The sequence below is a fragment of the Janthinobacterium sp. C22 genome (assembly GCF_057919405.1).
On sequence record NZ_CP193659.1, the window covers coordinates 6,299,775 to 6,321,815 of the forward strand.

The 22,041-nt window shown below is 64.0% G+C and carries 21 protein-coding genes and 2 pseudogenes; 15 read left to right on the forward strand and 8 right to left on the reverse strand.

Features of this window, described 5'->3' with window-relative positions; genetic code table 11:
- Positions 1–7 precede the first annotated feature (7 nt).
- From cobU to ACRHIG_RS29540, 7 genes are read left to right on the forward strand one after another with little or no spacing between them, the layout of a single operon-like run.
- The gene (gene cobU / locus ACRHIG_RS29510) at positions 8–574 is read left to right on the forward strand and encodes a bifunctional adenosylcobinamide kinase/adenosylcobinamide-phosphate guanylyltransferase (protein WP_489628808.1); all 567 of its coding nucleotides are present in this window, start codon (positions 8–10) and stop codon (positions 572–574) included.
- Positions 568–1,521, forward strand: coding sequence for an adenosylcobinamide-phosphate synthase CbiB (gene cbiB, locus ACRHIG_RS29515; RefSeq protein WP_489628809.1), 954 nt, complete (start codon positions 568–570; stop codon positions 1,519–1,521). Before cobU ends, cbiB begins: the two co-directional genes overlap by 7 nt.
- A complete protein-coding gene (cobD, locus tag ACRHIG_RS29520; protein WP_489628810.1) occupies positions 1,514–2,500 on the forward strand; it encodes a threonine-phosphate decarboxylase CobD in 987 nt (328 codons plus the stop codon). Before cbiB ends, cobD begins: the two co-directional genes overlap by 8 nt.
- Positions 2,497–3,396: a cobalamin-binding protein gene (locus ACRHIG_RS29525; RefSeq protein WP_489628811.1), complete on the forward strand. Its 900-nt coding sequence runs from the start codon at positions 2,497–2,499 to the stop codon at positions 3,394–3,396. The genes cobD and ACRHIG_RS29525 overlap by 4 nt, the downstream gene beginning before the upstream one ends.
- The gene (locus ACRHIG_RS29530) at positions 3,393–3,590 is read left to right on the forward strand and encodes a hypothetical protein (RefSeq protein WP_489628812.1); all 198 of its coding nucleotides are present in this window, start codon (positions 3,393–3,395) and stop codon (positions 3,588–3,590) included. Before ACRHIG_RS29525 ends, ACRHIG_RS29530 begins: the two co-directional genes overlap by 4 nt.
- The gene (locus tag ACRHIG_RS29535) at positions 3,572–4,198 is read left to right on the forward strand and encodes an ABC transporter substrate-binding protein (protein WP_489628813.1); all 627 of its coding nucleotides are present in this window, start codon (positions 3,572–3,574) and stop codon (positions 4,196–4,198) included. Before ACRHIG_RS29530 ends, ACRHIG_RS29535 begins: the two co-directional genes overlap by 19 nt.
- Positions 4,195–5,649, forward strand: a complete 1,455-nt coding sequence (locus tag ACRHIG_RS29540; RefSeq protein WP_489628814.1) for a cobyric acid synthase — start codon at positions 4,195–4,197, stop codon at positions 5,647–5,649. Before ACRHIG_RS29535 ends, ACRHIG_RS29540 begins: the two co-directional genes overlap by 4 nt.
- Positions 5,650–5,715: 66 nt before the next feature.
- Here ACRHIG_RS29540 and ACRHIG_RS29545 read toward each other — a convergent pair whose 3' ends face one another.
- Entirely contained in the window at positions 5,716–6,861 is a 1,146-nt protein-coding gene (locus ACRHIG_RS29545; RefSeq protein WP_489628815.1) for a hypothetical protein, read from the reverse strand.
- Between the two features lie 206 nt (positions 6,862–7,067).
- On the opposite strand from ACRHIG_RS29545, the gene ACRHIG_RS29550 reads away from it, so the two are divergent.
- The 6 genes from ACRHIG_RS29550 (at position 7,068) to yacG (ending at position 12,484) form a co-directional block, all read left to right on the forward strand.
- On the forward strand, positions 7,068–8,540 hold the full coding sequence (locus ACRHIG_RS29550) for a DHA2 family efflux MFS transporter permease subunit (protein WP_489628816.1): 1,473 nt from the start codon (positions 7,068–7,070) through the stop codon (positions 8,538–8,540).
- A gap of 73 nt (positions 8,541–8,613) precedes the next feature.
- The gene (locus tag ACRHIG_RS29555) at positions 8,614–9,810 is read left to right on the forward strand and encodes a type II secretion system F family protein (RefSeq protein ID WP_489628817.1); all 1,197 of its coding nucleotides are present in this window, start codon (positions 8,614–8,616) and stop codon (positions 9,808–9,810) included.
- Positions 9,811–9,916: 106 nt separating this feature from the next.
- Positions 9,917–10,786 (forward strand): prepilin peptidase, encoded by an 870-nt coding sequence (locus ACRHIG_RS29560; RefSeq protein WP_489628818.1) that lies wholly within the window; start codon positions 9,917–9,919, stop codon positions 10,784–10,786.
- A 22-nt stretch (positions 10,787–10,808) separates the two neighbouring features.
- On the forward strand, positions 10,809–11,456 hold the full coding sequence (coaE, locus tag ACRHIG_RS29565) for a dephospho-CoA kinase (protein WP_489628819.1): 648 nt from the start codon (positions 10,809–10,811) through the stop codon (positions 11,454–11,456).
- 62 nt (positions 11,457–11,518) lie between these two features.
- Positions 11,519–12,274: a cell division protein ZapD gene (gene zapD / locus ACRHIG_RS29570; protein WP_070219363.1), complete on the forward strand. Its 756-nt coding sequence runs from the start codon at positions 11,519–11,521 to the stop codon at positions 12,272–12,274.
- 18 nt (positions 12,275–12,292) lie between these two features.
- Positions 12,293–12,484, forward strand: coding sequence for a DNA gyrase inhibitor YacG (gene yacG, locus ACRHIG_RS29575; RefSeq protein WP_034785391.1), 192 nt, complete (start codon positions 12,293–12,295; stop codon positions 12,482–12,484).
- 3 nt (positions 12,485–12,487) lie between these two features.
- Here yacG and ACRHIG_RS29580 read toward each other — a convergent pair whose 3' ends face one another.
- The 5 genes and pseudogenes from ACRHIG_RS29580 to argJ all read right to left on the reverse strand — a co-directional run bounded on the left by ACRHIG_RS29580 (position 12,488) and on the right by argJ (position 15,767).
- Entirely contained in the window at positions 12,488–12,904 is a 417-nt protein-coding gene (locus ACRHIG_RS29580) for a PIN domain-containing protein (protein WP_475413909.1), read from the reverse strand.
- A 6-nt stretch (positions 12,905–12,910) separates the two neighbouring features.
- Entirely contained in the window at positions 12,911–13,120 is a 210-nt protein-coding gene (locus tag ACRHIG_RS29585) for a FitA-like ribbon-helix-helix domain-containing protein (protein ID WP_475413908.1), read from the reverse strand.
- Positions 13,121–13,238: 118 nt separating this feature from the next.
- Positions 13,239–13,658, reverse strand: coding sequence for an NUDIX domain-containing protein (locus ACRHIG_RS29590; RefSeq protein ID WP_475413907.1), 420 nt, complete (start codon positions 13,656–13,658; stop codon positions 13,239–13,241).
- A pseudogene (locus tag ACRHIG_RS29595) lies at positions 13,655–14,384 on the reverse strand (ATP-binding protein). Before ACRHIG_RS29595 ends, ACRHIG_RS29590 begins: the two are co-directional and overlap by 4 nt.
- A gap of 146 nt (positions 14,385–14,530) precedes the next feature.
- A pseudogene (argJ, locus tag ACRHIG_RS29600) lies at positions 14,531–15,767 on the reverse strand (bifunctional glutamate N-acetyltransferase/amino-acid acetyltransferase ArgJ).
- Positions 15,768–15,989: 222 nt separating this feature from the next.
- On the opposite strand from argJ, the gene ACRHIG_RS29605 reads away from it, so the two are divergent.
- Complete coding sequence (locus ACRHIG_RS29605) at positions 15,990–17,315, forward strand: alpha/beta hydrolase (protein ID WP_489628820.1); 1,326 nt, start codon at positions 15,990–15,992, stop codon at positions 17,313–17,315.
- 81 nt (positions 17,316–17,396) lie between these two features.
- On the opposite strand, the gene secA is transcribed toward ACRHIG_RS29605, so the two are convergent.
- Positions 17,397–20,165: a preprotein translocase subunit SecA gene (secA, locus tag ACRHIG_RS29610; RefSeq protein WP_489628821.1), complete on the reverse strand. Its 2,769-nt coding sequence runs from the start codon at positions 20,163–20,165 to the stop codon at positions 17,397–17,399.
- A gap of 278 nt (positions 20,166–20,443) precedes the next feature.
- Here secA and ACRHIG_RS29615 point away from each other — a divergent pair, with 278 nt between their 5' ends.
- The gene (locus tag ACRHIG_RS29615; RefSeq protein ID WP_489628822.1) at positions 20,444–20,953 is read left to right on the forward strand and encodes a DciA family protein; all 510 of its coding nucleotides are present in this window, start codon (positions 20,444–20,446) and stop codon (positions 20,951–20,953) included.
- 109 nt (positions 20,954–21,062) lie between these two features.
- Here the strand turns inward: ACRHIG_RS29615 and lpxC are convergent, their stop codons facing one another.
- Complete coding sequence (gene lpxC / locus ACRHIG_RS29620; protein ID WP_489628823.1) at positions 21,063–21,998, reverse strand: UDP-3-O-acyl-N-acetylglucosamine deacetylase; 936 nt, start codon at positions 21,996–21,998, stop codon at positions 21,063–21,065.
- Positions 21,999–22,041: the final 43 nt, after the last annotated feature.

Sequence of the window (22,041 nt, forward strand, 5' to 3'; positions counted from 1 at the left end):
CAGCGCCATGACACGCACCCTGGTCTTTGGCGGCGCCCGTTCCGGCAAGAGCGCCTATGCGGAAACGCTGGCCCGCGAGTCCGGCAAGGAAGTGCTCTACATCGCCACCGCGCAGGCGGGCGACGACGAGATGGCCACGCGCATCACGCATCACCGCGCACAGCGCCCGGCCGGGTGGGTGACTATCGAAGAACCGCTGCGCCTGGGCGACGCCATCCTGCGGGAAGCACGGCCGGGCCGCCTGCTGCTGGTCGACTGCCTGACCCTGTGGCTGACGAATCTGATGTTTTCCAGCGGCGAGACGTATCCGGACGTGGGCGACATCGCCCTGCCCGAACTGTTCCACAGCGAGCGCGCACACCTGCTGTACGCGCTGGCCGAAATCGGCGACACCGGCTGCGACCTCGTTCTCGTCTCGAACGAAGTGGGCATGGGCATCGTGCCCTACGGCGCCATCTCGCGCTGCTTCACCGATGAAGCGGGCCGGCTGAACCAGGCCGTGGCGGCCGTGTGCGACAAGGCTGTCTTTGTCGCCGCCGGCCTGCCGCTGTACCTGAAAGGCGGCCCATGCTGAGCGGCCTGTCGCTGCCCATGCTGGCCGCCTTGATGGCGGCGGGCGTGCTGCTCGACATGCTGCTGGGAGAAACGCGCCGCTGGCATCCGCTGGTGGGCTTTGGCCGCCTCGCCAGCGCGCTGGAGCGCCTGCTGAACCGGGGCCGCGGACGTTTCCTGCGCGGCGCGCTGGCCTGGTCGCTGGCCGTGCTGCCCATCAGTTATGCCGCCTGGTGGCTGTGCGGCCTGGCCGGCGCGGCCTTGCACGTCTTTTTGCTGTATCTGTGCCTGGGCCTGCGCAGCCTGCGCGATCACAACCAGCCGATTGCCGACGCCCTGGCCATTGATGACCTGGACAACGCGCGCCTGCTGACGGCGCGCATCGTCAGCCGCGACACGGCCGACGCCGACGCGGCCAGCCTGGCCAAGGCCAGCACGGAGTCCTTGCTGGAAAACGGCAACGACGCCGTCTTTGGCACCCTGTTCTGGTTTGCCGTGGCGGGCGGCCCCGGCGCCGTGCTCTTCAGGCTGGCCAATACCCTCGACGCCATGTGGGGCTACCGCAATGCGCGCTACGACTGGTTCGGCTGCTGCGCCGCGCGCATCGACGACATATTGAATTACCTGCCGGCGCGCCTGACGGCCCTGTCGTATGTCTTGCTGGGCAAGAGCATGGCCGACAAACAGCGCGCCTGGCACTGCTGGCGCACGCAGGCGCCCAACTGGGGCAGCCCGAATGCGGGGCCCGTGATGGCCAGCGGCGCCGGCGCCCTCGGCCTGGCCCTGGGCGGCGACGCCATCTACGACGGCGCGCTGGAACGCCGCCCGCCACTGGGCAGCGGCCGTCCCGCCGAAGCGCGCGACATCGACCGCGCCTGGCGCCTGGTAGCCGAAACGGCCGTGCTGTGGCTGATCTGGGTGGCGCTGCTGGCGGGCCTGTTTTACCTGAAAGGGAAGTATCTTGCTTGAACATGGCGGCAATCTGCGCGACGCCGCGCGTGAATACGGCCGGCCGATCGCCGACTGGATCGACCTGTCGACCGGCATCAACCCGCACTGGTATCCAGCGCCAGCACCCGACGCCAACGCCTGGCACCGGCTGCCGGAAGCCAATCCCGCGCTGGCGGCCACCGCCTGCGCGTATTACGACGCGCCGGCCATGCTGCCCGTGGCAGGCACGCAAGCCGCCATCCAGGCCCTGCCCCGGCTGCGCGCGCCGTCGCGCGTGGTGGTGGCCGCGCCGTCGTATGCGGAACATGCGCACCACTGGGGCCAGCACGGCCACGATTTACGCCAGGTGCCGTATGCGCAGCTGGGCGACGCCATCGACAGCTGCGACGTGCTGGTCGTCTGCAATCCGAACAATCCCACGGGCGAACGCATCGCACCGGAACTGCTGCTGGAATGGGCCGGCAAGCTGGCCGCGCGCGGCGGCTGGCTGGTGGTCGATGAAGCGTTTGGCGACACGGAAACGCAGGCTAGCCTGGGCCCGCACTCGGACCAGCCGGGCCTGATCGTGCTGCGCTCGGTGGGCAAATTCTTTGGCCTGGCGGGACTGCGCCTGGGCTTAGTCGCCGCCCATCCCGTGCTGCTGGCGCAGCTGGCCGACATGCTGGGCCCGTGGACCGTCAGCGGCCCGGCACAGCAAGTGGCGCTGGCCGCCCTCGCCGACACGCATTGGCAGCACGCGATGCGCGAGCGCCTGCGCGGAGAAGGCGACCGCCTGCACCAGCTGTTGGCCACGCACGGCATCGCCAGCAACGGCACGGCGCTGTTTCAATGGTGGCCGGAAGAACGCGCCGAGGCGCTCTGGCGCCATATGGCGGAATCGGGCATCTGGGTGCGCCTGTTCCGCCACGCGGCCCACGGCATCCGCCTGGGCCTGCCCCCCGACGAACATGCCTGGCTGCGCCTGCAGCAGGCCCTCACCGCATGGAAGCCCTTATGAACCACTTGAAAACCGCACTGCTGCTGGCCGGACTGGTCTCGCTGCAAACACACGCCGCCATCAGCGTGCGCGACGACGACGGCAATACCGTCACCGTGGCAAAACCGGCGCAGCGCATCCTGGCACTGGCGCCGCACGTCACGGAACTGCTGTTCGCGGCCGGCGGCGGCGAGAAGATCGCCGGCGTCGTCAGCTACAGCGACTACCCGGAGGCGGCCAAGAAAATCACGCAAGTGGGCGACAACCGCCAGTACGACATGGAACGCATCATCGCCATGAAGCCGGACCTGATCGTCGTGTGGATGCATGGCAGCGCCGAGCGCCAGATCGCCATGCTGCGCCAGCTGAAAGTGCCGATCTATCACAGCGAGCCGCGCAAGCTGGCCGATATCCCCGACAGCATGGAGCGCCTGGGCCAACTGATGGGTACGGAAAAAACCGCCAGGCCGGCCGCCGCCCAGCTGCGCGCCAAACTGGCCAGCTTGACGGCGCAATACGCGCAGCGCCCGCCCGTGCGCGTGTTTTACCAGGTATGGGACAAACCTCTATATACCTTGAGCGGCGCGAGCATCATCAGCGATTCGATGCGCGTATGCGGCGGCCAGAATGTGTTCGCCGCGATGAAGGTGGTGGCGCCCGTCGTCACGCCCGAAGGCGTGCTGCAGGAAGACCCGGAAGTCATCTTCGGCACCAGCGAAAAAAGCGACCCGCGCAGCGAAGGCGGCCTGGCCATGTGGCGCGCCTTCCCGTCGATGACGGCCGTGCGCAAAAATAACCTGTTCCGCCTGAATGGCGACCTGCTGAACCGCGCCGGCCCGCGCATGATCGAAGGCACGGCCGCCATGTGCGAACAGCTGGAAATGGCTCGCCAGCGCCGCGCCAAGTCCGCACCATGAGCCACTACCAACGCATCGCCTGTTTGTCGACGGAAGCCGTGGAGACGCTGTACGCGCTGGGCGCCGAGGACGTCATCGCGGGCATCTCGGGCTTTACCGTGCGTCCGCCACGGGCGCGCGAGGAAAAACCAGGATCAGCGGCTTTTCGTCCACGAACCTGGAACGCATCCTGGCAGTGGAACCGGATCTCGTGATCGGCTTTTGCGACATGCAGGCCGATATCTGCCGCGACCTGGTCAAGGCCGGCATCGAAGTACACCAGTTCAACCAGCGCACGGTCGACGGCATCCTGCGCATGATCGCCGTCCTTGCCGCGCTGGTGCGGCGCGAGGAAGCGGGCAAATTGCTGATCGCCAGCCTGCGCGCGGACATCGCCGCCGCCCGCAACCGGGCCGCGGCCTGGACGCGCAAGCCCGTGATTTATTTTGAAGAGTGGAATGATCCCCTGATGAGCGGCATCGGCTGGGCAGCGGAACTGATCGCCATCGCCGGCGGCACGGACGCCTTCCCGGAATTGTCCGTGCAGCCGGGCGCGAAGGAGCGCATCATCGCCGATTCCCACGACGTGGTCGTACGCGCGCCCGACATCATCCTCGCCAGCTGGTGCGGCAAGAAATTCCAGCCCTCGCAACTGGCGGCGCGCCCGGACTGGGATGCGATTCCCGCCGTGAAAAACCAGATGCTGTTCGAGATCAAGTCGCCCGACATCCTGTCGCCCGGCCCGGCGGCGATTACCGAAGGGCTGCGCCAGATCAGCGACATCATCGCGCGCTGGCAACATCTGCAGGAGCAGCAGGCATGAAGCTTCCCTTCCCCGTCCTGATGGTGCAGGGCACGACGTCCGACGCGGGCAAGAGCACCGTCGTCGCGGCCCTGTGCCGGTTGTTGAAGCGCCGTGGCGTGACGGTAGCCCCGTTCAAGCCGCAAAACATGGCCTTGAACAGCGCGGTGACGAGCGACGGCGGCGAGATCGGCCGCGCCCAGGCCTTGCAGGCGCTGGCCTGCGGCATCGCGCCGCACACGGACATGAATCCGGTGCTATTAAAACCGTCGTCGAACACGGGCGCGCAAGTGATCATCCACGGCAAGGTGCGCGCCGAGATGGATGCGCGCGACTACCAGCAATACAAGACCATCGCCATGGGCGCCGTGCTGGAATCGTTCACGCGCTTGCGCCAGCAGTACGAGGCCGTCGTCGTCGAAGGCGCGGGCAGCCCCGCCGAAGTCAACCTGCGCGCGCGCGACATCGCCAACATGGGCTTTGCCGAAGCCGTCGACTGCCCCGTGATCCTGGTGGCCGACATCGACCGGGGCGGCGTCTTCGCGCACATCATCGGCACCCTGGCGTGTTTGTCCGACAGCGAGCGGGCGCGCATCGTCGGCTTCGTCATCAACCGCTTCCGCGGCGATATCTCGCTGCTCACACCCGGCATCGACTGGCTGGAACAGCAGACGGGCAAGCCCGTGCTGGCCGTGCTGCCCTACCTGCAAGGCCTGTTCCTCGATGCGGAAGACGCCGTCGAAGCGACGCAGGCCGAACGGGGTGCCTTCAAGGTGGTGGTGCCGCAACTGCCGCGCATCAGCAACCACACGGATGTCGACGCGCTGCGCGCCCACCCCGGCATCGACCTGCAATTCATCAAACAGGACCAGCCGATTCCAGCGGCCGACCTGGTGATCCTGCCCGGCAGCAAGAACACGCGCGGCGACCTGGCCTGGCTGCAGCAGCAGGGCTGGTCCGCCTACCTGGCGAAACACCTGCGCTACGGCGGCAAGGTGCTCGGCATCTGCGGCGGCTTCCAGATGCTGGGGCAAAGCGTGCGCGATCCGCTGGGAGTGGAAGGCGCGGCGGGAGAGTCAGCGGCACTGGGCCTGCTCGACATGGTGACGGAATTGACGGCGGAAAAACGCCTGCAGCAGGTCGCTGGCCACTGCGCGTTTGCCGGCGCGGCCGATGCCCCCGTGGCAGGCTATGAAATCCACATGGGCGTCTCGCATGGCGCGGCGCTGGCGCAGCCGGCCTTCGTCATCGACGGCCGGCCCGAGGGGGCCGTATCGGGCGACGGGCAAATCCTCGGCAGCTATTTGCACGGCATGTTCGACACGCCCGCCGCGTGTGCGGCGCTGCTGCGCTGGGCGGGGCTGGACTCCGGCCACACGGTGGACACCGCCGCCCTGCGCGAAGCGAGCCTGGAGCGCATCGCCGATGCGGCGCTGCCGTTGATGGAGGCATTGGAACGATTACCGGGCTGATGGTGTTGTCGGGTTACGCCGTACCGGCTAACCCGACCTACTCACACAGGCACGTGGCGGCACCTCTTAATTTTTCAGGCACGTGCCCATATACGAGCGGTCGGTGGAAAACTCGACCGCCATGCTCGACGACACGGGCATGAACATCGAATAGTCGGCCGGCACGTCGGCCGGGTCCTTGAACACGGCGATGCCATCGAAATCGGCGGCCTGCGCGCCCAGGCCCAGCTTGTTGGCGGTGATGGTTTCCGCATGCGTCTTGCCGCTCGTGTTATTCGTCAGGGTGGCGGTGCCGCCCGCAATCTCGATCCTGGCGCTGATGCCCGGCGCCGCACAGGCGTAGCTGCCGGCGATTTCGCTGCCGATCTTCTGTCGTTTGGCCGCCACGATGGTACCCACGCGCAGCACGTTTTCCTGGTTGCGGCTGTAGCGGTCGATGAACAGCGCCAGCCCCCGGTCGCCCGCATGCACGTGGACGATGCCGAAATCCTGCTGGCCCTGGCGGGCGACGAGCAAACCGCTCTTCGCATCCTTGACCAGGGTCAGGCTGGCGTTTTCCGCTTCCAGCTGCGGCGATACCGCGGAGCACACGCCTTGCGCATTGAACACGCCGCCATTGCACAGTTGCGCGCTGCCGTCGGCCGCCACCTTCAGGCTGCCTTTCGGATTGAAACGGTCGCCGCCGTTCGATGCATTGCGCATGGCACCCAGGAAAATATAGCTGCCGGCCAGCCCGGCCACGTCCCCCACCGCATAGCCGGTGCCGCTGACGGTCGAAGCCATGTTACCCAGCTTGATATTTCCGCTCAACAAGCGCGTGCGCGCGTCGACAGTGACGCTGAAATCCGCTGCCGTGTAGGTGGTGAGATGGCCAGCGGTGACGGCGCTGAACGTGCCGCTGCGGTCGCTCAAGCCGAACTGCGTCGACAGCACCCGGATCGCGTAGGTTTTCTTGACGCTGTCGAACGTGATGCGCCATGTGTCGCCGATATCGGCCGCCACGTCATACACCGTCTCGTCCGCATTGGCGCCGGCGATCACGGCCAGGCCAGCCTGGGCGGCGACCGCTTGCGAGGCGACCGTCACAGGATCGGCGACAGGCGTGACCACGACGGGCGGCGTGACCGGCGCTTCCGGCGCAGCGTGATCGCCGCCGCCACCGCAGGCAGACAGGGCGGCGCTCAGGGCAAGGAAGGTAAGTGCATTTTTCATGTGGCATGACTTTCGGGAAGGAGGGGCGGGAATTGCCGGAAAACACATGCTAGCCTTGCCAGTAATCTATTGCCATGGAACAAATGTTCCATGGACGATGCCCCCGGCGCACTGCCAGAATGAATGGCGCGGGCGGCACGCCTGCGCCATTTATGTGACAATTCGTCGTACTGTCGGCTCCGTCTTACCTCCTCAGGCTCGCATCCATGACCAGTTCCCCGATTAAAAGCTACCTGCCTTGGGTGGTCGCCACCGCCCTGTTCATGGAGCAACTCGACTCCACCATCGTCAACACCGCCATCCCCGCCATGGCCGCCAGCCTCAACGTAACGCCGCTGAGCCTGAAGGCCGTCGTCACCAGCTACATCCTGAGCCTGGCCGTGTGCATTCCCATCAGCGGCTGGATGGCCGACCGCTTCGGCACGCGGCGCGTGTTTTCCGCCGCCGTTGCCATCTTTACCGTCGCTTCCATCCTGTGCGGCCTGTCCGTGAATGCGCCCATGCTGGTGGCCGCGCGCCTGCTGCAAGGGGTGGGCGCGGCCATGATGATGCCGGTGGGCCGGCTCACCATCATCCGCACCTTTCCCAAGTCGCAATTGCTGGCGGCCATGAATTTCGTCATCATCCCCGCCCTGATCGGCCCCCTGCTGGGGCCCACGGTGGGCGGGCTGATCGTGCACTGGCTGTCGTGGCGCGAGATTTTCTTCGTCAACGTGCCTGTCGGCCTGGTGGCGCTGTACCTGGCGCACCGCTACATGCCCGACTACTATGGCGACAAGCCCCGCCCGCTGGACCTGATCGGACTGGTGCTGTTCGGCACGGGCATCGCGCTGCTGTCGTGGCTGCTGGAAATCTTCGGCGAACACCGCATCGACGGCACCTCGTTTGCCGTGCTGCTGTTCATTTCCATCAGCCTGCTGGCCGCGTATGCCTGGCATTCGAGCGAAGTGCTGCACCCGCTGCTGCGCCTGGCCCTGTTCAAGATCCGCACCTTCCGCGTCTCCGTGGTAGGCGGCTTCGTCACGCGGCTGGGCGTGGGCGGCCTGCCCTTCCTGTTGCCGCTGCTGTACCAGCTGGGCCTGGGCTTGCCTGCCTGGCAGTCAGGCTTGCTGATGATGCCGTCGGCGGCCGCCGCCATGGGCATGAAATTCATTTCCGCGCGCGTGCTGGCCCGCTTCGGCTACCGCCAGGTGCTGATCGTCAACACGGTGCTGATCGGCGTCACCATCGCCATGTTTTCGCTGGTAGACGCGGGCACGCCCCTGTACGTGATCGTCGCCATCAGCCTGTGCATGGGCTTTTTCAATTCGCTGCAGTTTTCCAGCATGAACACCATCGCGTACGCCGACGTCGACAAGGCCGATTCCAGCATGGCCAGCACCATCGCCAGTTCGATGCAGCAACTGTCGATGAGCTTTGGCCTCGCCTTCGGTTCGCTGATCACGGGCTGGTACCTGGGCGACATGCCGCAGTCGGACCGGGCCATGCTCAGCACGGCCCTGCACCACGCCTTTCTGACCCTGGCCGCCCTGACGGTGCTGTCCTCGCTGACCTTCTGGACCCTGCGCCGCGACGATGGCGAAAGCATCAGCAAGGGCACGGACAGCGACGAGGACGATGCGGCCGACGTGAAGGCCCAGGCCGTTGTGCAGACGGAAGTGAAAACCACAAAAGGCTGAGCCACATCAAGCCTGCCGCCAGCGCCGCTGGTGCTTTTGCCCGGCGCTGCTACCGTGACGGCAGGAGGTGCACATGGCGGCCGAGCGGCGCTTTGCATGGAAGGGCACGGACCGCCACGGCAAGGCGGCCGATGGCGTCTTGCGCGCCGCCGACGCCGGCGCGGCGACGGTCGCGCTACGACGCCAGGGCATCCTGGCCACCCGTGTGCAGGCTGCGCGCAGCGCGCCGAGCAAGGCCATCACGCGCAAGGATATCGCCCTGTTCACGCGCCAATTGTCGACCATGATGGCGGCCGGCGTGCCGCTGCTGCACGCCTTCGACATCGCCGGCAAGGGCCACGCCAAACCCGCGATCACCGAGTTGATGCGCGACTTGCGCCACGACATCGAAGCGGGCAGCAGCCTGCAGCAGGCCTTCCGCCAATTTCCCCTGCTGTTTGACGAGCTGTATTGCAACCTGCTGGCGGCGGGCGAACAGGCCGGCATCGTGCAGGACTTGCTGGCGCGCCTGGCCACGCACCAGGAAAAAGCCATCGCCCTGCGGCGGCAGGTGCGCGGCGCGCTGATGTACCCGCTGGTCATCGTGCTCGTCGCCATCGTCGTCACGGCCATCATCATGAGCGTGGTCGTGCCCGCCTTCCGCCAGGTCTTCGACAGCTTCGGCGCGCCCTTGCCGCTGCCCACCCTGGCCGTCATGGGCGTGTCCGCCTTTCTGGTCCGCTACTGGCTGGCCTTGCTGGCAGCGCTCGTGCTCGCTTGCGTGCTGCTGCACCTGGCCTGGCGCCGCTGGCCCGCCTTGCGGCGCAACACGCAACTGCGGGCATTGCGCCTTCCCGTGTTCGGCCCGCTCCTGCGCAAGGCGGCGATCGCCCGCTGGACGCGCACCCTGGCCGCCATGTTCGCCGCCGGCGTGCCGCTGCTCGACTCGCTCGGCCTGGTGGGCGCCGCCTCCGGCCACGCGCTGTACCAGGAAGCGACGGCGCGCATCGAGCGTGAAATCCGCGCCGGCGGCAGCCTGGCCCTGGCCATGGAGCACAGCGGCGTATTTCCCCCGCTGCTGACGCAACTGGCCCTGATCGGCGAGGAATCGGGTGCACTCGATGCCATGCTGTCGCGGGCGGCCGAGATCATCGAGGCGGACATCGACGCCACCGTGACCACCCTTTCCACGCTGCTGGAACCGGCGCTGATGGTGGTGCTGGGCGTGCTCGTCGGCTCCCTCGTGATCGCCTTGTATTTGCCGATTTTCAAGCTGGGGGCCGTGATTTAACGGTTCGCCCTGCGCAAAACATCCCCACGTGCCGGCAGATGTTTTACACTGCGGCAGTGCCAGGCAATGTTTGCGCGGCAACATCATCACCTCAGACAAATCCACCATGCTGCAAGATACCCTGCTGTTCGCCGCGCCCGGCAATCTTCCCGTCGCCCTCGTCGCCGCCCTGTTCGGCCTGATCGTCGGCAGCTTTCTGAATGTGGTGATCCACCGCGTGCCGAAGATGATGCAGCGCGACTCCGATAATTACGTGGCGGAGGAAAGCGGCTTGCCCTTGCCGCATACGGACCGCTACAACCTGATGCTGCCGCACTCGAACTGCACCGCTTGCGGCCACCGCATCACGGCCATGGAAAACATCCCCGTCATCAGCTACCTGCTGCTGCGCGGCAAATGCAGCGCCTGCAAGGCGCCCATCTCCGCGCGCTATCCGCTGGTGGAACTGCTGACGGGCGCGCTGTCGGCCCTGTTGATCTGGCATTTCGGCAGCGGCTGGACGGGCCTGGCGACGCTTGTGTTTGCCTGGCTGCTGATCGCCATGACCTTCATCGATGCCGATACGCAAATGCTGCCGGACGACCTCACCTTCCCCCTGCTGTGGGCAGGCTTGCTGGTCAATATCAACGGCACCTTCGTGCCCCTGCAGGAGGCCGTCATCGGCGCGGCCGCCGGCTACCTGGCCCTGTGGGCCGTGTACTGGGCCTTCAAGCTGGCGACAGGCAAGGAGGGAATGGGCTATGGTGACTTCAAATTGCTGGCGGCGCTCGGTGCGTGGCTGGGCTGGACCATGTTGCCAACGATCATATTGTTGTCATCGGTGGTGGGCGCAGTGGTCGGCATCGGCCTGATCGTGTTTGCCAAGCGGGGGCGCGACAAGCCGATTCCGTTCGGCCCCTACCTGGCGGCGGCAGGCCTGATTGCGCTGCTGTACGGCACGCCCCTGTCACGCCTCACGCTGGGCCTGACCGGCTGACCAGCTCCTTATGGATACACACATGCAATTACAAAACGCCCCCTATTTCAGCGTCGGCCTCACCGGCGGCATCGGTTGCGGCAAGAGCACGGTGGCCGACCTGTTCGCCGCGCGCGGCGCCTCCATCATCGACACCGACCAGATCGCGCACAGCCTGACGGCGCCGAATGGCGCGGCCATGCCGGCCCTGGTGGCGGAATTCGGCCCCGGCTACGCCGATGCGCGCGGCGCCCTCGACCGCACCAAAATGCGCAATCTCGTATTCTCCGACGCCGCCGCCAAGGCGAAACTGGAAGCCATCCTGCACCCGCGCATCCGCCAGGCCACGCTGGCGGCGGCGGCCGCAGCGACGGGCAGCTATGTGATCTTTGCCGTGCCCCTGCTGGTCGAGTCCGGCGGCTGGGTGGAGCGGGTCAACCGCGTACTGGTCATCGATTGCCTGGAAAGTCTGCAAGTGTCGCGCGTGATGGCGCGCAATGGATTATCGGAAGAACAAGTCAAAGCCATCATGGCCACGCAGGCCACGCGCGCCATGCGCCTGGCGGCGGCGGACGATGTGATCGACAATAATGGCGATTTGGCGGCCCTGGCGCCGCAGATTGCCCAGTTGCACGATTTATATCTGGCATTTTCAAAAAGAATGGCTGGAATCGGGCCGCAACGTTTGTAATTTGTCGACGCTTGGTTCAAAATCACGGGATTGTTTGCAGGTCCTTACTTAAGGGAATTATTTTGATTGTCTACGAATACCCTTTCAACGAACGCATACGTACCTTGTTGCGGCTGGAAGACCTGTACGACAAATTCAAGTTCTTCATCCAGCAAGAGCATGCAATGCAGCATCATGTTGCCTTGGCAACTATTTTCGATATGCTCGAAGTGGCCGGCCGCGCCGACCTGAAGTCCGACCTGCTGCAGGAACTCGAGCGCCAGCGCCAGAGCCTGCTGGGCTACCGCAGCAATCCGAACGTGGAGCCGGAAACCCTGGATGCCATCCTCGGCGAACTCGACAGTGTCAGCGGCGCCCTCGTGGCGGCGCAAGGCAAGACGGGCCAGAATATCCGCGACAATGAATGGCTGATGAGCATACGCGGCCGCACCATCATCCCGGGCGGCGCCTGCGAATTTGACTTGCCGTCGTACTTCGCCTGGCAAAAACGCAGCTGCGAGCAGCGCCTGACCGATATCCACGCGTGGTTCGCCCCGCTGGCGCCCCTGTTCGACGCGCTGGCCCTGGTCTTGCGCCTGCTGCGCGATTCCGGCGGACCCGTCAAACTGATCGCCAATGGCGGCAGCTACCAGCAAATGCTGCAAGGCAAGGTGTACCAGATGCTGCGCCTGAGCCTCGATGAAAACAGCGGCGCCATCCCGGAAATTTCCGCCAACAAATACATGCTGTGGGTACGCTTTACTACCCAGGGCGGCGACCTGAAACCCAAGCCGCTGGAAGAAGATGTACCATTCGAGCTCACGCTGTGTAATTTTTAACTGTTACTTATTTGCCCCATCATGACCGTCGTTAACTGCCCTACCTGTGCCGCCAAAGTCGAATGGACTGAAGCCAACAAATACCGCCCCTTCTGCTCGGAACGCTGCAAGCAGATCGACCTGGGCGCCTGGGCGGAAGAGAAATATACGATCCCCGCCGCCGATCCGTTTGAAGATCCCCTGGCAGACGAAGACAACAAGCCGCAGTAAGCTTCATTTGAATGGATTTTCCAGGCGCAGCCCCTGCGCCGCGAAACTATCGAGCCTGCCGCTGACCACCGTCAAGCCATAGGCGATGCCCATCGCCGCGATCTGCGTGTCCACACCCTGTACGGCGCCACGGCCCTGCAAACGGGCACAGACGAGCGCGCAATCGAGGTCGAAGTCCAGCAGCCGCGCAGCATAATCGGCCAGCAGCGCTTCCAGCCAGCCTTCCAGGGCCAACGCTTCCAGGGGCGCTTCACGCCGCCAGCTGCACTGTATGCCTGCGCGCAATTGCGCGATCACCTGTACCGGTAAGTAGCGCGCCTCGGGCGCCACCCGCTCGAAGAAAGCGGCAATGCCCGCCGGTGCACCTGTCCCTTTGCGTGCAGCAACGATCACATCCGTATCGACCAGATAGGCGCCCATGGCGGCTCAGGAGCGGCGCTCGAAGTCCCCATCGCCCCCCACATCGGGCATGCCGCGCAAAATATCGTCGAGCGGCCGTTTCGGCAACGGCCGCAAGGCGCTGCGCAGGATGTCGCGGTGCTCTTCCTCAATGCTGCGCCCATGCGCGCGAGCACGCTTGTGCAGCGCCGCGAGCAGCAGTTCATCGGTATCGGTGAAGGTCAGGGTCAGCGGCATGCGAATTCCCCAGTGCGTCATGAGAGCACTCTAACGCAAAACACCGGCAATACAAGGGAAGGACAACACTGGTTTGCGCCAGCGCAGCGCACGGGCTGCATGCTGGCACAAATCGAACTCAGGTGGCCAGGGATTCCTGGCGTACCTCATCAAGCCATTCCAGCAGGGGAATGGTGGCCGGCAGCAAGGGTTCCACGCCGACCGTGCCTTGCCAGGCGAACGCCTGCCCTTCCAGGCTTTGCGGCTCGCCCCGCCATTCGCGGCTGATATAGAAATGCAGGCGCACATGGGCGTGCGGATATACATATTCGACGCCGCACCAGGCCTCGGCACTGTCGATGTATAAACCCAGCTCCTCGACAAACTCGCGTTTCAAGGCGTCCAAAATGGCTTCGCCCGGTTCGACTTTACCGCCAGGAAATTCCCAATAGCCGTCATACGGCTTGCCGGCCGGGCGCTGGCCCAGCAGCACGTCGCCATTTGGCTTCATCAGGATGCCGACGGCCACATCGACCGGTGTCACTTTCACCTCGCTCATTGCGGCAACTTTCCCGCAGGTAGTTTCCCAGCATAATCGAGCGCAAATTGCCACGCCACCCGGCCCGAACGGGAACCGCGCTGCAAGGCCCAACGCAGGGCGTCGCCGCGCGCTTGCGCGATCTGCTCCGGCGTGCAGCCGAACGAAGCGAGCCAGTGCTCCGCGATATCGAGGTAGTCATCCTGCTTGAACGGGTAGAACGACAGCCACAGGCCGAAGCGCTCGGACAGCGAGATTTTTCTTCCACCGTCTCGCCCGGATGCAAATCGCCATCGTCGTCCGTCTTGTAGCTGGTGTTGTCCGACATGCGTTCGGGCATCAGGTGACGGCGGTTCGAAGTGGCATAGATCAGCACATTGTCCGATTGCGCGGCGATGCTGCCGTCGAGCGCCACTTTCAGCGCCTTGTAGCCGCTTTCTCCTCTTCGAACGACAGGTCGTCGCAAAAGATGATGAAGCGCTCGGGGCGCGCCGCCACCAGGTCGACGATGTCGGGCAAGTCGGCCAGGTCCGCCTTGTCGACTTCGATCAGGCGCAGGCCCTGATCCGCAAACTGGTTCAGGCATGCCTTGATCAGCGAGGACTTGCCCGTGCCGCGCGCGCCCGTCAGCAGCACGTTGTTGGCCGGACGGTTACTCACGAACTGGCGTGTGTTCTGCTCGATCTGCGCTTTTTGCGTGCCGATGTTGTGCAAGTCATCCAAAGCGATGTTCGATACGTGCGCCACCGCCTGCAGATGGCTGGCGGCACCCTGGCGCCGGCGCCAGCGGAAGGCAAAGCTGTTCCAGTCGGTCGCCGGCAAGGCCGGCGGCAAGATCGACTCCAGGCGCGACAGTACCCGCTCGGCGCGGATCAGGAATTGATCGAGGCCGGTCATGAGCGGTAGTCGGCGTTGATCGACACGTAGTCATGCGACAGGTCGCACGTCCACAGGGTGGCCGTCGCGTCGCCGCGCGCCAGCTTGACGCGGATGGTGATTTCGCTTTGCTGCATCACGCGCTGGCCATCCTGCTCCTGGTAATCGGGGTTGCGGCCGCCGTTCTTCGCCACCCACACGTCGTCCAGGTACAAATTCAATTGACCCACGTCCAGGTCGTCCACGCCCGCATAGCCGATGGCGGCCAGGATGCGGCCCAGGTTCGGGTCGGAGGCAAAAAGCGGTTTTCACCAGCGGCGAATGGGCGATGGAATAGGCGATCTTGCGGCACTCTTCCACGTTGCGGCCGTCTTCCACGGTTACCGTCATGAACTTGGTGGCGCCTTCGCCGTCGCGCACGATGGCTTGCGCGAGAAAAGTAGACAGCTCGGTCACGGCGGCGGCCAGTTCCGCATAGTGCGGCGAATCGGTCGAATCGATGACCAGGCTGCCGGCGCCCGTGGCCACCAGCATGAACGAGTCATTGGTGGACGTGTCGCCGTCGATGGTGATGCAGTTGAACGATTTGTCGGCCGCCTGTTTCACCAGCTGGTCCAGCACGGGCTGGGCCACGGTGGCGTCGAACGCGAGGAAGCCCAGCATGGTGGCCATGTTCGGCTTGATCATGCCGGCGCCCTTGCTGATGCCCGTCAGGGTCACCGTGTGGCCACCGATGGTGACCGTGCGCGAACCGGCTTTCGGCTGCGTGTCGGTGGTCATGATGGCTTCGGCGGCCGAGAACCAGTTATCCGAGGTCAGCGCGGCCACGGCTTGCGGCAGGCCGCCGACCAGGCGTTGCACGGGCAGCAGTTCCAGGATCACGCCGGTGGAAAACGGCAGGATTTGCTGCGGCGTGCAGCCCAGCAGCTCGGCCAGCGCGGCGCAGCTGGCCTGTGCATCGGCCAGGCCCGATTCGCCCGTGCCTGCATTCGCGTTGCCCGTATTGACCAGCAGCGCGCGGATCGGCGCGGCGCCGGCCGTCACTGCGGCCAGGTTGGCCTTCGAGATTTGCACGGGCGCGGCGCAGAAGCGGTTCAAGGTAAACACGCCGGCCACGGTGGCCGTCGGCGCCAGTTTCAATACCAGCAAATCCTTGCGGTTGGGTTTCTTGATGCCGGCTTCGGCAACACCGATTTCAATGCCGGCGACGGCTTTCAGGTCGGCGGCGACGGGCTTGGGAGAATTGACGGCCATGGTGATTTCTTCTGCGAGGGAAAAGGGAAGCGCTATTGTAGCGCCTTCGCGGCGCGGGTGAACATGCAGCAAGTGAATAGTCGCGCTGGCCACGGCGGCGCCGATAGGGGCCGGTGGCGCGGCCAGGCTTGCGATTTATCAGAACCATGCCGCCTGGCGGCGCTAAGGTATGGGAATGGACGAAGGCGCGTCTTGCAATCGCCCCGCCCAGGGAAGGATGTCATGGCGCAGGGTCAGTCAAACCGGATGCAGCGCAGCGCTTCAGGCCTGTCGTGCCTGTTGCGCCGCCTATCCCTGCTTTGCCTGCTGGCCTGGTTGACAGCCTGTACTGTACCGCGCGGCCCCGCGGATGGCGCCAGCATCCACGCCACCGAACAGGCATCCGAAGCGCCGCCTGCGGCTGAAGTTCCACCGCCAGCCGCGGTACCGCCGCCATCGCCTGCCAGTCCGTGGAGCAATGCATGGTCGGGCATAGGCGGCCTGCTCGGCAACCTCGGCAATCTGGTCGGCAGCACGGGCAGCGCCGGCACGCCGAGATCCGACAACGATGCGCCGCCACCCGGCGCCACGCACGTCACCGTGTATTACGCCACCGACCGGAAATACCAGTCCGGCAGCCACAATTATGGCTGGCAGCCCAACCGCGTGGCGCCCTACCTGAGCTATGGCAGCGTCGTGGTGAGCATCCCGGAGAAAAGAGCGCCGGGCGAGCTGCCGTTGCCGCCCTGGTACGCCATCCTGTCCGGCGACAATGCGCAAAAATATGTGCTGATCAAGGCAAGCACGCGCCTGTCGCGCGCGGATTTTCTCGCCACCGTCAAGGCCAGGATACAGGCCGCGCCGGAACGGCGCGCCGCCTTCATCTACATCCACGGCTACAGCAACTCGTTTGACGACGCGGCCCGGCGCACGGCGCAGATGGCGGTCGACCTCGATATCGGCGCCCTGCCCGTGTTCTACAGCTGGCCGTCGAAAGGCACGTTTGCAGGCTATGAGTTCGATGAAAACGCCGCCGAATGGACGCAGGCGCACCTGCAGGCCTTCCTGGCCGATTTCGCCGAGCACTCTTCCGCCACCGATATCTACATCATCGCCCACAGCATGGGCAACCGCCCGATGACCGTGGCCCTGGCCAGCCTGCTGGAAAAGCGCCCCGAGCTGCGGCCCCTGTTCAAGCAGGTGGTGCTGGCGGCGCCGGACATCAATGCCGATATCTTCCGCGAGCAGATCGCTCCCCGTTTTGCCAGCCTCAAGCTTCCCGCCACCCTGTACGCGTCCGCGAACGACAAGGCCATCCGCGCCTCCTACAATTTTGCCGACTGGGACAGGATAGGCGACATCCGCGGCCCCGTCGTCAGCATCCCCGGCATGGAACTCGTCGATGCCTCGGCCGTCATCATGAATTTCATGGGCCACGATTATTTCGCCAGCAACCGCGTCCTGCTGACCGATATCGCCACCATGATCAAGACGGGGCAACGGGCCAGGAACCGCGGCGGCTTGAAAGGCATTCCCTCGCAGGCGCCGCAATACTGGGCCTTTCCCTGAGCAGGGGCCAAGCCCAGTATTGCGGACATAAAAAAACGGAGACCGCGGTCTCCGTTTTTTGTTCACGCTGACAAACCGCGCTTAAGCGAGCTTGCCGTGGCAAGCCTTGTACTTCTTGCCGCTGCCGCAAGGGCATGGATCGTTGCGGCCCACTTTGACGCCCATGCTCACGCTCATGTCGTCGACGTTGTCCATGTTGCCGCCGGCGACAGGCGCCAGCAGCTCTTCCGGCGCCGCGTTCGGGTCGAATTCGGCGTGCTGGTAGTGCACATTTTCCACGTGCGACTGCTGCATCGCCTGTTCAGCCGCATCGACTTCTTCGCGCGACTGGATGCGTACCGTCATCACGTGTTTCGTAACGTCGTTCTTGATCATGTCGAGCATCTGGCCAAACAGTTCAAACGCTTCGCGCTTGTATTCCTGTTTCGGATTCTTCTGCGCATAACCGCGCAGGTGAATACCCTGGCGCAGGTGATCGAGCGCCGCCAGGTGTTCGCGCCAGTGGCTGTCCACGCTTTGCAGCATGACATTGCGCTCGAAGCCGCCAAACGATTCCTTGCCGACGATATCGATCTTCGACTGGTACACGGCATCGGCCGCGGCCAGCACTTTTTCCAGGATCTCTTCGTCCGTCAGGGTCGCATCGGCTTCCAGCATTTGCTGCAGCGGCAGGTCGAGCTGCCATTCGCTGGCCAGGGTGTTTTCCAGGCCCTTGATATCCCATTGCTCTTCCACCGATTCGCGCGGCACGTATTCGTGCACCAGGTCGGTGAACACGCCGTGGCGCAGCGAGCCGATCATCTCGGAAATATCGGTCGTTTCCAGCAGCTCGTTACGCTGCTGGTAGATGACCTTGCGTTGATCGTTGGCGACGTCATCGTATTCCAGCAATTGCTTGCGGATGTCGAAGTTGCGCGCTTCGACCTTGCGCTGGGCCGATTCGATCGAACGCGAGACGATGCCTGCCTCGATCGGTTCGCCTTCCGGCATTTTCAAACGGTCCATCACGGCGCGCACGCGGTCGCCGGCGAAGATGCGCAGCAGCGCGTCGTCGAGCGACAGGTAGAAGCGCGAGGAACCCGGATCGCCCTGGCGGCCGGCACGGCCACGCAACTGATTGTCGACGCGGCGCGATTCGTGGCGTTCGGTGCCGATGATGTGCAAGCCGCCCGCATTGACCACGTGGTCGTGCAGCGACTGCCATTCATCGCGCAAGGTCTGCGACTGGGCTGCCTTGTCGGCGTCGCTCAGCTCAGCATTGGCTTCGATGAACTTGATCTGGTTTTCGACGTTGCCGCCCAACACGATGTCGGTACCGCGGCCGGCCATGTTGGTGGCGATGGTGATGGCTTTCGGACGGCCTGCCTGGGCGATGATTTCCGCTTCGCGCGCATGCTGCTTCGCGTTCAGCACGTTGTGCGGCAAACCGGCCTTGGTCAGGATGCCCGACAGCAGTTCCGAGTTCTCGATCGAGGTCGTGCCCACCAGCACCGGCTGGCCGCGCTCGTAGCAGTCGCGGATGTCGTTCAACATCGCGTTGTATTTTTCCGCCGACGATTTGTAGACCTGATCCTGGCGGTCCTTGCGCTGCAATGGACGGTTTTGCGGAATCACGACCGTTTCCAGGCCGTAGATTTCCTGGAATTCGTACGCTTCCGTATCGGCCGTGCCGGTCATGCCTGCCAGCTTGGCGTACATGCGGAAGTAGTTCTGGAAGGTGATCGAGGCCAGGGTCTGGTTCTCGTTCTGGATCTTGACGCCTTCTTTCGCTTCGACGGCCTGGTGCAAGCCATCGGACCAGCGGCGGCCCGTCATCAGGCGGCCCGTGAATTCATCGACGATCACCACTTCATTGTTCTGCACCACATAGTGCTGATCCTTGAAGTACAGCGCATGCGCGCGCAAGGCCGCATACAGGTGGTGCACGAGGGTGATGTTGGCCGAATCGTACAGCGACGCGCCTTCCGGCAGCAGGCCCATTTCCATCAGGATGCCTTCGGCCTTTTCATGGCCCGCTTCCGTCAGCAGCACCTGGTGCGCTTTTTCATCCTTGGTGTAGTCGCCCGGCACTTCCACCTTGCCCTTGCCGTCCGGCGTTTCTTCGCCGATCTGCAAGGTCAGGCGCGCAGGCACTGCATTGATCTTGTGATACAGGTCCGTATGGTTTTCGGCCTGGCCGGAAATGATCAGCGGCGTACGCGCTTCATCGATCAGGATCGAGTCGACTTCATCGACGATGCCGAAGTTCAGGCTGCGCTGCACGCGCTCGCGCGCTTCGTAGACCATGTTGTCGCGCAAGAAGTCGAAACCGAATTCATTATTCGTGCCGTAGGTAATGTCCGAGCTGTATGCCTGCTGCTTGGCACTGTGCTCCATCTGCGACATGTTCACCCCCGTCGACAGACCCAGCCACGCATACAGGCGGCCCATGGTCTCGGCATCGCGCTGCGCCAGGTAATCATTGACGGTGACGATATGCACGCCCTTGCCCGACAAGGCGTTCAGGTAGGCTGGCAAGGTTGCCATCAGGGTCTTGCCCTCGCCCGTGCCCATCTCCGCGATCTTGCCGAAATGCAAAACCATGCCGCCGATCATCTGCACGTCGAAATGGCGCATGCGCAGGACGCGCTTGCTGGCCTCGCGGCAAACGGCAAACGCTTCCGGCAACAAGGCATCGAGCGATTCGCCGGCGGCGATGCGTTCCTTGAAGGCAGGCGTTTTGGCTTGCAGCTCGGCATCCGACAGCTTTTCGATGGCCGGCTCGAGCGCATTGATCTCGCGTACCGTTTTTTGGTATTGCTTGAGCAGCCGCTGGTTGCGGCTACCGAAAATCTGGGTCAGTAATGACATGCTTGAATTCTTGAAAAAACGCCGTTAAAAAAGCTCGGTAGCTGACAGCGAGGTAATAATCGCGTGACCGCACGGAGTTCGACTATGGCAAAAGACGATGATTTTATCATGCGTTCCCGCCAAGGTTGGGGTAATGCACCATATAACAATAGCTTAATGACAAACAAATGGCAGAAATTGCGGACATTTCCCATACTGTAAGGCAATGCGGCCCGCCCGCCTGCACCGCACCCGCCGCCGCACTCGTCATGCGCGGGCGAGTGTGCTATGTTTCGGCCATGCGAACTCCCACTTATTCTCCGGCGCCGCGCCGCGGCTACGGCTTCGCCCGTTCCGGCCCGGCCGCGACGGGCGCAACCGATTTTCTGCGCGGCAACGCCACGATGGCTTCCCTGATGCCCACCGTCACGCGCCTGGCCGCCCTGCAAAAAGATTGCGCCAGGGCCTTGCCGGCGATGTTCGAGCATTGCGACATCCTGCAATTCGAAGGCGGCCAACTGGTGCTGGCCACGCCGAACGCGGCGCTGGCGGCCAAGCTCAAGCAGCAATTGCCGAAACTGCAAGGGGAACTGGAAAGAAAGGGCTGGCAAATTTCAGGCATCAAGCTGAAAGTGCAAGTCATCAAGAGCATCGCGCCCATCGTGCATACGCGGGCGCTGGTCTTGCCGGAAAAGGCCATGTCGGCCCTGGAAGAGCTGAGCACGGCATTGCCGCCATCGAAGCAGAACGAGCAATTAATCGCGGCGCTGCGCAACATGGTGCGCCACCACCGCGAACCAAAAGATTAGCAACGCCAGGCGGCAGCACGTAGGTCGGATTAGGCCCTTCGGGCCGTAATCCGACAACATTGTTGGCGCCTGCGGGGTTGTCGGATTACGGCCTGCGGCCTAAACCGACCTACGTCAACGACCACTCGCGCTCCATCTGGCGCAGGTAGGACTGCGGCGGCGCCTCGTTCGTGGCGAACGAGACGATTTCATACGCATCAGGCTGCTCCAGCAGCGCCAGCAGCAGCTGGTTGTTCAGCGCGTGGCCCGATTTATGCGCCGTGTAATATGCCAGCAAGGGATGGCCCACCAGGTACAGGTCACCGATGGCGTCGAGGATCTTGTGGCGGACGAACTCGTCTTCGTAGCGCAAGCCATCGGCATTCAAGATGCGGTATTCGTCCATGACGATGGCGTTTTCCAGCGAACCGCCTCGCGCCAGGCCCATGCCGCGCAAGCTTTCCACGTCCTGCATGAAACCGAAGGTGCGCGCGCGCGCCACGTCGTGCACGTAGGACACGTCGCCAAAGTCCACCGAGGCGCGCTGCATCGTGCCATCGACGGCCGGGTGATTGAATTCGATGAAGAAATCGAGCTTGAAACCGTCGTACGGCGACAAGCGCGCCCATTTTTCCGCGTCTCCCTTGCCTTGACGCACTTCCACGGGCTTGACGACCTTGATGAATTTCTTCGGCGCCTGCTGCTCTTCCACCCCCGCTTGCTGCAGCAGGTAGACGAAGGACGAGGCGGAACCGTCCATGATGGGAATTTCTTCCGCATTCACGTCGATCACCATATTATCGATGCCCAGGCCGGCCGCCGCCGACATCAGATGTTCCACGGTGGAAACCCTGGCGCCGTCCTTGATCAGTACGGATGCCATGCGCGTATCGCCCACGGCCATGGCGCTGGCGGGAAACTCGACGATGGGATCGAGGTCGATACGGCGAAACACGATGCCCGTATCGATCGCGGCGGGACGCAGAATCAGCTCGACCTTGGTGCCAGAGTGCAAACCGACACCGATGGTGCGGACCTGTTGTTTGATGGTGCGTTGTTTTAACATCTGTCGATTATATCTATTTGCCGGATTTTCGTTGCGGCGCGGC